The sequence below is a fragment of the Virgisporangium ochraceum genome, from assembly GCF_016863655.1.
GTDB classification, from domain to species: Bacteria; Actinomycetota; Actinomycetes; order Mycobacteriales; family Micromonosporaceae; genus Virgisporangium; species Virgisporangium ochraceum.
Genome location: NZ_BOPH01000125.1, coordinates 19,055 through 31,490 on the forward strand (window position 1 = coordinate 19,055; position 12,436 = coordinate 31,490).

The window sequence follows — 12,436 nt, forward strand, 5'->3', positions numbered from 1 at the left end:
GCTCAGTCCCACCAGAGCGCGGTCGCGAGCCCGCGCCGCGCCGCGTGCGCGTAGAAGTCGAGCAGCGCGGTGAGGTACTCGCGCAGGTACGGCCGCGGATGGCCGTGCCAGTCCGACGAGTCGAGCACCTCTTCGGCCGCGGCGGGGTCGTCCGGGAGGACGTCGAGCACCGCCTCCGGGTCGATCCGTCCGAGCACCGTCGCGACCTCGGCGACCGCGTCGGGCTCGAGGGCGTTCACCGGGTGCTCCCACACCGTGTCGGGGGCGTCGCGGTACGCCGGGTTGATCTCCGTGTCACCCTCCATCGCGCGCCTCAGCGCGATGACGGTTCCGGTCTCCAGCCGCGCCAGCTCGAAGACGCGGATCAGGTCGGGCGGCGCCCAGTTGAGGTCCAGGTACTCCGACCGCGGCAGCGTGACGAACGAGCACAACCGGTCCAGCTCCTCGACGGAGGCGCGGCACGCGGTCAGGACCGGCATCGGGAGTCGCGCGAGCTGCTGGGTGACGGCCACGCCCCGAAGTGTCGCATCACAGCTCCCACACGGCGGGCCGCACCGCGCCGGCGGCGTCGCGGACGTTCGCGACGAGCAGGCCGTGGTCGGTCAGCTCGACGACCGAGGTGACCGTCCAGCCGGCTGGTGCCACGAGCTCGCGGCGCGTCCCGTTGTGCCACAACGAGAGGCGGCCGCTCTCGGCCTGGACCACCATGCGGCCGCCGTCGGCCACAGCCACGCCCTTCGCCGAGTGTTCGCCGGGCCCGAGCGGCACGACGGTGCGGTGGTTGCCGGCGTTCCCACCGGGCGGCCCGGGTCGTCCCGGCGGCACCGAGGTGCATCGGGCTGACCGCCGCGGCGGTCGCGGCGGTCGCGGCCGGCGGGTTCCGCCACGGGTCGGCCGGCCGCCGCCGGTGGAGTGACCGGGCCGCGGACAACGACCGGGCACAAACGAACATCATCCAGGCAAGATGATGTTCGTCCATGCCCGGTGACGCAGCCCGACCCATGACCACCACTGCCGCGCGCCGGGCGATGCGCGGGTCCCGGTCGCCGACCGGGCGCAGGCCATCATGCTGGCCCGCGAGTCCGGAATGGGCTGACGCACGTCTACATGGACCCGTCGAACACCTCGACCAGCGGCCAGATCGTGTCCTCGCCGACGCCGAGCATGACGAGGGTGACGTCGGGGCCGGGGTAGTGCCGCAGCAGGGCGCTGACGCCGAAGCTCACGCCCTCCTTCTCGTGGTAGCGGTCGTCTCGGAACTCCAGGCCGTACCCCTGCGGCAGGTAGCCCTCGGGGTACGCGTGCGGCACGAGCATCGCGGCGGTCGACTCCGGTCCGAGCAGCCGGCCACCGACGAGCGCGCGGTGGAACAGGGCGAGGTCGCCGACCGTCGACCAGGCGCCGCCGGCCGGGTCGCCGACCGGCGGGTACGAGAAGATGTTGCGCCGCCACCCGGTCACCGCGCCGTTGCCGTCGCGGATCGCCTCGACGCCCTCGGCGACGTTCGGTTCGACGACGTCCATGCGCAGGAAGGCCGACCGGGTCATGCCGGCGCGGTCGAAGACCTCGGCCGCCACGTAGTCGCGGTAGCGGCCGCCGGTGGCCCGCTCGACCATGAGGCCCAGCAGGATGTATCCGGCGTTGCAGTACCGGCAGCTCTCGCCCGGCGCGAACTTCGGCGGCCTGGTGACGAAGTGCGGCAGGTGGTCGGCCGTCTCGGTGAACGCGTACGTGGGGTCGCTGACGAACAGGTCCTCGAACCGTTCACCGTCGAGTTCGTCGGCGTCGTCGGCGATTCCGGAGGTGTGGCAGAGCAGCATGTGCGCGGTGACGTCCGGCGAGATCGTGGTGCCGGTCAGCCCGAGGTAGTCCACGGCCGAGGTGTCGAGCGCGAACGCGCCGCGCTCGACCTGCTGCAGCACGGCCACGGCGGTGAACAGCTTCGTCACCGACGCGGTGTCGAACCTGGTGTCGACCGTGCACGGCACGCGCCACGCCCGGTTGGCGTATCCGTACGCGGCGGCGTGCAGGGGCTCGCCTCCGCCGGTCACCAGGACCGCGCCGGTGAACTCGTCACGCGCGGCGAGCCGGTCGAGGGTGGCGGTGAACTCCGTGAGGTCGGGCATGGCGGCGAGCATGGCAAAGCGCCGGCCCGCGCCGCCACCGAATTGGCCTACGTAGATCCGCGTATGGAACCGCACGGGCCGACGCCGTTTCATGGCCGGGTGAAACGACTTCTCGCCCTGATGGTGCTCGTGACCGCCGTCGTGCTGCCGGCCGCGCCGGCGATGGCCGACCCGCCGGCGATGGCCGACGCGCCGGCGATGGCCGACGTGTCCACCCCGTCGAGGTTGCTGAACCTCGGTGCCGGCAAGGTCCTCGGTTGGAACGGTGAGGTAGCGCCGCCGCCGGGAGGCGCGCTGCACCTGTGGGTGCGCGTCACGCATCCCGCAACCGTTGCGCTGCCCGGGTTCTCGGCGCCGTACCAGCTGCGCAACCCGGTCACCGGCCTGTGCCTCGAAGACTACGGAGACGGCGCCCAGATCGTCCTGACCGGGTGCGGAACCGACCCGGCGGACGACTCGCCGCAGCTGTGGCAGCACCACCGCACGCCCGACCGCATCGCGCACCAGCGCCCGTTCGGCTTCCTGTTCAACCGGTCCACCGGCCGGGTACTCACCGCTGTGCCGTCGACCGGCACCCGGCCGAACGTGGTCGTGACCGTGGCACCGTCCGGTTCGGACAGTGCCGCGTACCAGCTCTGGACCGCGCTGGCGCCGTAGAGCCGTACGCTCGTCTCACGTCGGGCGGACGAGGCCGTGTTCGTACGCGTAGATGACCGCGTGGACGCGGTCGCGCAGGCCGAGTTTCATCAGCACCCGCGCCACGTGGGTCTTGGCGGTGGCGTCGCTGACCACCAGTTCGGCGGCCAGTTCGGCGTTCGACAGCCCGCGGGCCAGCATGTGCAGCACCTCGGCTTCGCGGGGCGTCAGCAGGTCCAGGCGGGGCGGCGGTCCGGGTTCGGTGCGCAGGCCGGCGAACGCGGCGATGACCGACCGCGTCACCAGCGGGTCCAGCAGGGCCTCACCGCGGGCCGCGACGCGGATCGCCTCGACGAGCCGTTCGGGCGGCGCGACCTTCAGCAGGAAGCCGGCGGCGCCGGCGCGCAGCGCCTCCCGGACGTAGCCGTCCTCGTTGAACGTGGTCAGCACGACGACGCGGACGTCCGGGTCGGTGGCGAGGATCCGCCTCGTCGCGGCGAGGCCGTCCATGCCGGGCATGCGGACGTCCATGAGCACCACGTCGGGCCGCAGCGCCGCCACCGCCCGCACGGCCGTCCCGCCGCTGGACGCGTCACCAACGACCTCGATGTCCTCCTCGGCCTCCAGCACCATGCGCAGCCCGGCCCGGATCATGCTCTCGTCGTCGGCCACCAGGACCCGGATCGTCATGCGTCGGCCCCGCCGGGGAGGGGCAGCGCCGCGCGGACGGCGAAGCCTCCGCCGGTGGACGGGCCGGCCTCGACCGTCCCGCCGTAGACGGCCACCCGCTCCCGCATTCCCAACAGTCCATGTCCGCCGGCTCCGGCCGGGCCGTCGGGCGCGGTGCCGTCCGCGAGGGGACCGTCGTCGGTGACCGCGATGGCCAGCCAGCCGTCGCCGTAGTCGAGGTGCACGTCGGCCCGGGTGGGACCGGCGTGCCGCAACGTGTTGCCCAGCGCCTCCTGGACCACCCGGTACGCGGCGAGGTCGAGCCCCGGCGGCAGCGGTCGCGGCACCCCGGTGACGCGCAGGTCGACCGGCATCCCCGCCGCCCGGAGCTGGCCGAGCAGCCGGTCGAGGTCGCCGAGCCGGGGGAGCGGGGCCAACGGCGCCGGCTCGTCGACGCGCAGCAGCCCGACGGTGCGGTGCAGCTCGCCGACCGCCTCGCGTCCGAGGCGCTCCACGTCGAGCAGCGCGTCGCGGTGCCGCGTGGCGGTGGGGTCCCGGTCGAGGTGACGCCGTACGCCGGCGACCCGCACCGTCATCACGCTCACGGTGTGCGCGACGGCGTCGTGCAGTTCGCGGGCGATCCTGGCCCGTTCCTCCTCGACCGCCTCCCGTGCCCGCCGCTCCTGTTCGGCCACCAGGTCCTGGGCGAGCCCGGCCAGCCGTTCGGCGCGGTCGGCCTCGCGGCGCAGCAGCCGGCCGGCGGTCCAGGCGACGGCGCACCCGACGCTCCACACCACGGCGTCCCACGGCCGGACCGGCCACCGCGCCGTGATCGCGGTGAGCAGCACGGTGGCCGGAAGCGCGGCGACGGCCACCGGATCGGCGCTGCGGCGGGCCACGGTGGACAACGCGAAGAGGCAGCCGATCACGACCGACCCGGTGATCGCGGCGACGCCGGGGAGCTGCGTGACGACCACGACGGCGACGAACACGCCGAGGCATCCGAGCGGCAGCCGCGAGCGGAACAGCATCGCCGCGGCCGCGACGACCACCGCCGCCACGGCGGCCGGTTCCCGGTACAGGCGGCCGTCGTCGAGCGCGAGCTCCGCGACGCCGATGGCGAGAAGGGCGGCGGCGAACGCGACGTCCACCGGGTGTGGCGCCTGCATGGCACGACGCTACCGCCGCGTCCCGGCTTCGTCGTCGTCATAAATATCGACACGCGCCGCCGCCGCGTCCGCCGGACGGCCGAGCCGCGGACCGCGCCGCCGGGCGACGACGGACCGGGCCCGGACGGCCGACGCTGTGACCCATCGACCGAATGGAGAGGAAGCCTTGGACATGGCATCGACGTACATGCGGGTGGCGGGTGCGCTGACGGCCTTCGGCGGCATCGCCTGGGGTGTCGCGTGGATCGTGACCCCGTCGAGTTCCGACGACCACAACCTGCTGGAGTTCTGGGCCAGCGTCCCGTTCTCGGTGGGCCTGCTGGCGCTGCTCACCGCGATGTGGGTCACCGCCGCGACCGGTACCGGCCGATGGGGGCGCGGGTTCCTCGCCGCCGAGGCCGTCGCGGTCGTGCTGGCGCTGTGCTGGACGTTGCCGTACCTGGTGGACATCGACCGGCCCAACACGGGCGTGCTGATGGTGCTGGACCTGTTCTGGCCGTTGAGCATGCTGGGTCTGGTCGTCGTCGGTGTGCTGGTGGCCCGGGCGCGGCGCTGGCCGCGTCCCCTGCGTTACCTGCCGCTCGCCGCGAGCCTGCTGCTGGTGGTGGACATGGCGTTCTTCTGGGCCTCCGACCGCGTGGCCACCCTGGTGACCGGCAGCTACCTCGCGGTCTCCTACGGCATCCTCGGGGTCATGATGATCCGGTCTGCTGCTGACGCTTGTAGTTCTCGTTCTCCCGAAGAGCCTCTTCGAGCTGATCCTCGAGGATGATGATGCGGCAGGCGGCCTCCAGCGGGGTTCCCCCGTCGACCAGTTCCCGGGCCCGGGCGGCGAGGCGCAACTGGTAGCGGGAGTACCGGCGGTGTCCGCCGGCCGACCGGAGCGGGGCGATCAGCTTCGCCTCGCCGAGCCGGCGCAGGAAGTCCTGGGTGGCGCCGGTGATCTCCGCGGCGCGGCCCATCGTGTAGGCGGGATAGTCTTCGTCGCCGAACATGTCGTCGGGTTGGGCCATGCAGTACCTCCACGATGAGGGCCCCGGCGCGGAAGCGCCGGGGCCCGGGTTAATGGGTCAGAAACACCATCTTGACGTGTCCACACCGACTGCTGAATACGGTTGTCGGTGCGAGGATCGCATCTGCGTGACCGGAGACCACCTTTCGTTCGATGGAACCTGCGGTGTCCGCCCCAGCGGTGGAATCACGCGTGGTGGCGGGCGATCCAACGGTGTTCAGCCCTCCCTTTCCTCGTCCTTCAACCTGTCTTTCAATGCTGGTCTTGCAACTGCTTACTTCGCGTTCCGTAATGCCGAGCGAGCCCGGAAGGCGTCCGAACTCCGTTTTGTGCCCGGTCGTCTGCGTCTTCGACGATCACTTCCTTCAACCCCAGAAACATTAGCAAGGCCCGGTCAGAATGTCTAGTGCCGCCGCGCCAGATTTTCTGACCGGATGGAGCCAGGTCACTATGCTGGCCGGGCACCGGAGCCGCGCCCCCGTCGGAGGGCCGCGGTGTCCGGACGGGGGAGGAACTGATGCGGCGACTGGTCACGCTCGGCGTGGTGGCGCTGATGCTCGGCGGCGGTTCGGTGCTCGGCGGCTGCTCGGTGCTGGGCCGGCACGAGGTGAAGAAGCCGCAGCGCCTCACCTCGACGCTCTGCGACGCGATCGGCGTCGACGCGCTGCGCGGGCTCGTCCCGGACGGGAAGATCGAGCAGTACGCCGGAGCCGACGACAACCTCGTCGACGACCTGGCCGACGCGGGCTGCAACGTCACCGTGGCGAACGACGCCGGGTGGGGCGACGTGCGGATCCTGGTCCGGCGGGCCGGGCAGACCGCGACGAGCACCGCGCGCGAGTACGCCGGAACCCTCCTGAGGACCGAGTGCGGCAAGATCGCGGAGCCCGGCTGGGCGACCGGCATGGCCGAGCACAACAGGGACTTCACGGCCGGCCCTCCGACCGAGCCCACCGGCGTCGGCGACGAGGCCTGCATGATCACCGCCGAGCACACGCTCCTCGACGACCGAGTCGCCCAGGTCTGGGTCTACGCCCGCCGCGGCATCGAGTTCGTCCAGCTCGAGTACACGTGGGGAGGCGGCGACATCACGGCGATGTCGGCGAAGGCCGTCGACCTCACCAGGGCCGTCTTCGGCGCCCGGCTGAGCTAGCGGGACCTATGGCGTAGGCCACATCCGGGTCGCGCCCGTCGAAATGCCGCCGGGTCCGCGTCATGTCGGCACAGGCGAGGGGACCGGCAAGGGGTGGCTGAGTGAACGGGACCGACCGGCGGCGTGCGACCGTCATCGTGATCCTCGGTGGGCTGATCGCGGTCGGGCCGCTGACGATCGACGTCTACCTGCCGGCGCTGCCGGCGATCCGGTCCGACCTGGCGACCACCTCCGCCGGTGTCCAGCTGACCATCACCGCCACGATGGTGGGGATGGCCGTCGGCAACCTGCTCGTCGGTCCGCTCTCCGACATGCTCGGCCGGCGCCGACCGCTGCTGGCCGGGCTCGTCGTGCACGTGGTGGCGTCGCTGCTGTGCGCGGTCGCCGCCGACCTCGTCGTGCTGGCGGCGGCGCGGGTGCTGCAGGGCGTGGCGGTGGCCGCCGCCGGCGTCATCGCGACCGCCGTGCTCCGCGACCTGTTCAGCGGCTCGGTCTTCGCCCGGGTGCTGTCGCGCCTGCTGCTGATCCCCATGACGGCGCCGATCCTGGCACCGTCGCTCGGCGGCGTGGTGCTGCGCTGGACCGGCTGGCAGGGCGTGTTCGTGGTGCTGGCCGCTGCCTCGTCGGCGCTGACCGTCGTCGTGGTGCTCGCGTTGCCGGAGACGCTGCCGGCCGACCGGCGCCAGCCGGCCCGTCCGGCGAGCACGGCCGCCGCGTGCCGCGCCCTCGTGCGCGACCGCGGCTTCGTGGGCTTCGCCGTGGTGACCGGTCTCGCGATGGCCGCGCTGCTCGCCTACGTCGCCGGCTCCTCCTTCGTGTTCCAGGAGCGGTACGGGCTGAGCGGGCAGGCGTTCGGGTTCGTCTTCGGCGCCGGCGCGGTCGGTCTCGTCGTGGCGACGCAGCTCAACGCCTGGCTCCTGCGCCGCCTTCCGCCGCAGCGGATCCTGGTCGCCGCGATGCTGGTGGGCGCGACGGCCTCGCTCGTGCTCGTGGTGTCGACGGTGACCGGTCTCGGCGGCCTGCCCGGCATGCTCGTGCCGCTCTGGCTGACGGTCGCGACGATCGGTCTGGTGTTCCCGAACACGCCGGCCCTGGCGATGTCCCGCCACGGGGCCGTCGCCGGCACCGCCGCGGCGCTCCTCGGTGCCGTGCAGTTCGGCCTCGGCGGCGCCGCGGCCCCGCTGGTGGGACTGCTCGGTTCCGGCGCGCCGGCGATGGCGGCGGTGGTCGCGGTCGCGATGGTCGCCGCCGCCGCGGTCGCGGTCGTCACGACTGTGGACGGCCGGTCGTCCACAGTGGAGGGTCACACGTGCACGCTGAAGCCGCCGGTGCCGGCGGTACCGGTGCCACCGGCGCGACGGCCGACCGATCTCGACCACGCCTCCGAGGGCTCGCACGGCATCGGCCGGCCGGCGCGGCGGGCCGACTCGCGCAGCCGGTCGCGCTCCCGCTCCCAGTCGTACAGGGAGTCGGTGTAGCGGCGCAGCTTCGTGCCGTCCGGGTCGACGGCGTCGTACCGGTCCCACTGCCCGGTCATCGCCAGAAAGGCCGGCACCAGCTCGGGGTCCGACGGGGTCGCGCCGGACGCGAGCGCGACCTCCGTCGCCACGTCGCTGTACATGGCCGCGTCGCAGAGCGCGTCGCGGTCGGAGCCGGGCGGCAGGTCACGCAGCAGCCGCAGGCACGCCCGCCGGACGTCGGGCGGGGTGTCCGCGTCGGGGTGGAGCACGTCCAGCAGCCGCTCGACCGCGTCCGGAACGCCGTACCGGTACAGCGTTTCCGGATCCGCGGCGCGGAACCCGTCCCACTGCCCGGTCAGCACGAGGAACAGCGGCACCGCGTCGGGGTCCGCGGGGCGGTATCCCGCCTCGACGGCCGCGTCGACCGCCTCGTCGTCGCCGTCCATCGCCCACCGGCACACGGCCTCGCGGGCGGCGCCGGGGCCGAAGTTCCGCAACGCCCGTCGCACCGCCGGCGCGTACGGCTGCGGACCCAGCGAGTGCAGGAGGTCGGCGACGAGCGACTCGCCCTCGAAGCCGGCCAGCAGGTCGTACCGCTCGCGCAGCGCCATCAGCACGGCGAGTGCGGGGCGCGTTCCCGCTCCGGCGGGGCGGGGCAGGTGCGGGTTGGCGAGCGCGATCCGCAGCACCGGGGTCGGTTCGCCGGCGGCGTCCCACAACCGCAGCGCCGACAGGTCGGCGTGCAGCCGGCTGGCGAATGCGGCCTCGATCGCGTCGAGCAGCAGCGGTTCGTCGGTGGTCGACAGGACGCCGGTCAGCCCGTCGCGCACGGCGGGATCGTCGGCGCCGAGCGCGAGGCTCACCACGAACGACCCGACGCCGGCATCCGGGTGGCGGTGGTGCCGCGGTGCGTCGAGGTCGATTCCCGCGACGAGCCGGATCCGCGGCACGTGCGGGCTGCGCGGGTCGCCGGCGAGGAGGAACCCCGCGAGCGCGGGCGAGATCCGGTGGTCGACGTGGCCGAGCCTGTTCCGGGTGAGCCGGAGCCAGACGGCGTACCAGATCCGGGCGCGGTCGTCGTCGCAGCCGTCCCACCACCGGTCGAGCGTGGCCCTCGCCGACCCGCGGGCGACCGGGTGACCGCTGTCGGCCAGGACCAGCACCAGGGCCCACAGGTCCCGGTCGGTGAGCACACGCCGCCGGGCGATGAGTCCCGTGACCCACCGGCCGGGCGGCGACCGCCGCTGCCACGCGATCTCCTCGATGGCCGTCGTCTCCACACGATCACCCTCCCGGCGACGGCCATACGCCGCCTACACACGCGGATCTGCACGGAATCTTCACGCCGCCCCCGGGAAGCGGCGCCTACGCTGTGATCATGGGGACCGTTACCCGCGTGCGGTTCTGGCTCGTGCTGTTCGTGGTCGGCCTCGTCGTCAGCGGCGTCACCGCGTTCCCGCTCGAGGCCGAGACCCGGTTGCTCGCGAGGATGCTGCACGCCGGCTGGTCGCCGGCGCCGGAGCAGCTACCGTCGCTGGTGAGCTGGGTCGACCGGGTCCACGAGGGTGTCGCGCGGACCAACCGCGACTACCCCTTCATGGCGTACGGGACGGACTGGCTCGCCTTCGCCCACCTCGTGATCGCGATCGCGTTCTGGGGCCCGATCCGCGACCCGGTGCGCAACGTGTGGGTGGTCCAGTTCGGCATGATCGCGTGTGCCGCGGTCGTGCCCCTGGCGCTGATCGCGGGCGCCGTGCGGGGGATCCCGTGGGGCTGGCGGCTCATCGACATCTCGTTCGGTGTCGTCGGGATCGTCCCGTTGCTGTTCGCTCACCGGGGCATCCGCGAGCTCTCCCGCCAGCCGACGGCGTGAGCCCCGCGCGGGCGGCTCCAGGGACGGCCGTCGCGCACCAGGGTCACGGCCAGCGCCAGCGCGGCGACGAGGCCGGCGACCGACCAGCCCGCGACGCTGGCCGTCCAGCTGCCGTACCCGCCGCCGAACGCGTAGGGGAAGACGGGCAGGTACTCGTCGACCGGCCGGACGAGCGACCACACCGTGGTGACCGGTACCGCGACGATCGCCCACCGCTGGCCGGGAGTGGCCTCGCCGGCCGACCGCCGCCAGATCACCCAGGCGGTCCCGATCGCCGCTGCCGCGAGGCCCTGGGCGAGGACCGCCCACGGGTGGCCGTAGAGCGCGCCGCGTGTCCACCAGACGGCCGCGCACCAGGCCACGAGCAGCGCGGCGATGCCCGGAGAACGGGCGAGGGTCCGCAGCGCACGCTCGTCGCCGGCCGCGACCTGCGCCAGCAGGTCGGCGTCGCTCAGCGGTGGCGTCTGCATGACCCCACTGTCGCGGCCGGCACCGCGTTCGGTTCACCGCCGAAGCATCGGATTTTCAGACGACGTCGAGCGGCCGGGTTCAGACGAGGTCGAGCGGCCGGGTTCAGACGAAGTCGAACAGCGGGGGGAAGACGAGCACGACGATCCAGGCCCACGCCGCGTACACCGGCAGGTACCAGGTCTGCCAGCGCTCGATCGCCGTGAACGGGGTCCGGCGGCGGACGAACGCGAACAGCAGCCACGCCGACCACGCGAGGTTGGCCAGCAGGATCACGTTCTCGCCCAGGGCCGCCGCCTTGTTGGGCGTGGTGCCGTACCCGGTGATGCGTCCGGTGATCTCCAGCAGCACCAGCACGTCGATCGCCAGCGCGCTCACCACGAGCGCGAGCTGCAGCACGTCGAACGGGCCGGGCGGGGCGAGCGGGTCGCGGGCCGAGACCGAGTAGAGCAGCAGCCCGAGCACCACCACCAGCAGGAGGTCGAACAGGATCAGCGCCTCGCGTTCGACGTCGATGCCGTTGCTGGTCACCACGACGGCGCCGAGGAAGGTGAGCAGCACGGCGGTGAACAGCGGGGTGAACAGCCGGGTGAGGACCGGCGCGATGTTCTCCACCACGCTCTGCTTCGCCTCGACCAGCCACCCGGCCACCACGACGGCGCCCGCCGCGCCGCAGGGCAGCATCCACTGCGAGATGAACACTTCCGGGTCGAGGCCGATGGCCTGGAACGTGCCGGCCACGAACCCGGTGAGCACGCCGCCGCCGAGCGCGATGAGCACGAAGTAGATGAGGCACTCGCCGGTGAAGCGGACGAAGTCCATCCGCCGCCGCGACGTGCGCCACTCCTCGGCCACGTACGCGAGCGCCACCACGAACCACAGCGCGATGGGCAGGTGCAGGCTGGTGATCGCGAGCGACTGCGACGGGTCGGCGAGCGGGTAGGCGTTGGCCCCGATGGCACCCAGCGCGAACAGCGCCGCCACGACCGCGACCAGCCGGACACCGGCCCGCCGCCGCCAGAGCAGGAACGCGGCCAGCCACGGCAGCGTCAGCACGCCGATATTGGGAGCGTAGAAGGACAGGTCGCTCTCGTCGGCCAGCCGCTGCCCGAACAGCTCCGGCACCTTGACCGACGCGGCCGCGCCCACCGTGCAGCCGATCATCACCCACAGCTCGCGCCGCGACCGCCGGTCGCCGGCCGGGCCTCCGGTGTCGCCGGTCAGCACGAGCTGCTTCCACAGCCGGTCGGAGTGTTCGCGGGCGAACTCGCGGGACAGCTCGTCGAGGCTGCCCATCCGCTTGACCGCGACCAGGAACGCCTCGTCGGGGCTCAGCCCGGTGGCGACGAGCGTGTCGACCGAGCCGCGTAGGTGGTCCTCCAGCTCGTCCGCGTCGGACGGCCGCAGCTCCCGGCGCCGCTCCACGTACTGGCGCCACTGCGCGAACTGCGCCTCCAGGTCGTCCCGCGCGGTCACGGCCGACCCTCCGCGGGGAGCTCGGACAGGCCGAGCCACAGCTGCTTGAGCGCGTCGACGACCGTGTCCCACTGGCGTCGCTGCTCGGCCAGCGCGGCCAGTCCCGTCGGGGTGATGCGGTAGTACTTGCGCCGGCGTTCGCCGGCCGCCGCGCGCCAGGTCGACTCGATGTGGCCGAGCTTCTCCAGCCGGTGAAGCAGGGGGTAGAGCAGCCCTTCGGTCCAGTCGAGCTCGCCGCCGGACAGGTCGTGGATGCGCCGCAGGATCGCGTAGCCGTAGCTCTCGCCCTCGGCGAGGATGCCCAGCACGATCGGTGTCGCCGAGGCCGCGACCAGGTCCTTGGTGACCTTCACCGGGCACCACCTCCGCTCCCGACCCTAGAGCCTCGATGCAT

General features: G+C 73.0%; 14 protein-coding genes. 5 read left to right on the plus strand and 9 right to left on the minus strand.

Annotated features, from left to right (window positions below; translation table 11 throughout):
* Positions 1-2: 2 nt before the first annotated feature.
* The 3 genes from Voc01_RS43510 to Voc01_RS43520 all read right to left on the minus strand — a co-directional run bounded on the left by Voc01_RS43510 (position 3) and on the right by Voc01_RS43520 (position 2,126).
* Positions 3-512: a DUF1877 family protein gene (locus Voc01_RS43510; protein ID WP_203933609.1), complete on the minus strand. Its 510-nt coding sequence runs from the start codon at positions 510-512 to the stop codon at positions 3-5.
* Between the two features lie 16 nt (positions 513-528).
* On the minus strand, positions 529-825 hold the full coding sequence (locus Voc01_RS43515) for a hypothetical protein (protein WP_203933610.1): 297 nt from the start codon (positions 823-825) through the stop codon (positions 529-531).
* A 278-nt stretch (positions 826-1,103) separates the two neighbouring features.
* The gene (locus Voc01_RS43520; protein WP_203933611.1) at positions 1,104-2,126 is read right to left on the minus strand and encodes a serine hydrolase domain-containing protein; all 1,023 of its coding nucleotides are present in this window, start codon (positions 2,124-2,126) and stop codon (positions 1,104-1,106) included.
* Between the two features lie 99 nt (positions 2,127-2,225).
* Between Voc01_RS43520 and Voc01_RS43525 the strand changes: the two genes are divergently transcribed.
* Positions 2,226-2,783, plus strand: coding sequence for an RICIN domain-containing protein (locus Voc01_RS43525; protein WP_203933612.1), 558 nt, complete (start codon positions 2,226-2,228; stop codon positions 2,781-2,783).
* Positions 2,784-2,798: 15 nt separating this feature from the next.
* Here Voc01_RS43525 and Voc01_RS43530 read toward each other — a convergent pair whose 3' ends face one another.
* Together Voc01_RS43530 and Voc01_RS43535 are read right to left on the minus strand one after the other, a co-directional pair.
* Positions 2,799-3,452: a response regulator gene (locus tag Voc01_RS43530; RefSeq protein ID WP_203933613.1), complete on the minus strand. Its 654-nt coding sequence runs from the start codon at positions 3,450-3,452 to the stop codon at positions 2,799-2,801.
* A complete protein-coding gene (locus Voc01_RS43535; protein WP_203933614.1) occupies positions 3,449-4,600 on the minus strand; it encodes a sensor histidine kinase in 1,152 nt (383 codons plus the stop codon). Before Voc01_RS43535 ends, Voc01_RS43530 begins: the two co-directional genes overlap by 4 nt.
* A gap of 172 nt (positions 4,601-4,772) precedes the next feature.
* On the opposite strand from Voc01_RS43535, the gene Voc01_RS43540 reads away from it, so the two are divergent.
* On the plus strand, positions 4,773-5,372 hold the full coding sequence (locus Voc01_RS43540) for a hypothetical protein (protein WP_203933615.1): 600 nt from the start codon (positions 4,773-4,775) through the stop codon (positions 5,370-5,372).
* Here the strand turns inward: Voc01_RS43540 and Voc01_RS43545 are convergent.
* The gene (locus Voc01_RS43545) at positions 5,293-5,613 is read right to left on the minus strand and encodes a helix-turn-helix domain-containing protein (protein WP_203933616.1); all 321 of its coding nucleotides are present in this window, start codon (positions 5,611-5,613) and stop codon (positions 5,293-5,295) included. The genes Voc01_RS43540 and Voc01_RS43545 overlap by 80 nt on opposite strands.
* A gap of 516 nt (positions 5,614-6,129) precedes the next feature.
* On the opposite strand from Voc01_RS43545, the gene Voc01_RS43550 reads away from it, so the two are divergent.
* From Voc01_RS43550 to Voc01_RS43560, 3 genes are all read left to right on the plus strand, one after another.
* On the plus strand, positions 6,130-6,765 hold the full coding sequence (locus tag Voc01_RS43550) for a hypothetical protein (protein ID WP_203933617.1): 636 nt from the start codon (positions 6,130-6,132) through the stop codon (positions 6,763-6,765).
* A 101-nt stretch (positions 6,766-6,866) separates the two neighbouring features.
* Entirely contained in the window at positions 6,867-8,243 is a 1,377-nt protein-coding gene (locus Voc01_RS43555; RefSeq protein WP_203933618.1) for a multidrug effflux MFS transporter, read from the plus strand.
* Positions 8,244-9,603: 1,360 nt separating this feature from the next.
* On the plus strand, positions 9,604-10,098 hold the full coding sequence (locus tag Voc01_RS43560; protein ID WP_239160915.1) for a hypothetical protein: 495 nt from the start codon (positions 9,604-9,606) through the stop codon (positions 10,096-10,098).
* Here the strand turns inward: Voc01_RS43560 and Voc01_RS53695 are convergent.
* The 3 genes from Voc01_RS53695 to Voc01_RS43570 form a co-directional block, all read right to left on the minus strand.
* Positions 10,056-10,568, minus strand: a complete 513-nt coding sequence (locus tag Voc01_RS53695; protein WP_239160916.1) for a hypothetical protein — start codon at positions 10,566-10,568, stop codon at positions 10,056-10,058. The two genes, Voc01_RS43560 and Voc01_RS53695, sit on opposite strands and share 43 nt — an antisense overlap.
* A gap of 103 nt (positions 10,569-10,671) precedes the next feature.
* Complete coding sequence (locus tag Voc01_RS43565; RefSeq protein ID WP_203933619.1) at positions 10,672-12,042, minus strand: permease prefix domain 1-containing protein; 1,371 nt, start codon at positions 12,040-12,042, stop codon at positions 10,672-10,674.
* The gene (locus tag Voc01_RS43570) at positions 12,039-12,395 is read right to left on the minus strand and encodes a PadR family transcriptional regulator (protein ID WP_203933620.1); all 357 of its coding nucleotides are present in this window, start codon (positions 12,393-12,395) and stop codon (positions 12,039-12,041) included. The genes Voc01_RS43565 and Voc01_RS43570 overlap by 4 nt, the downstream gene beginning before the upstream one ends.
* Positions 12,396-12,436: the final 41 nt, after the last annotated feature.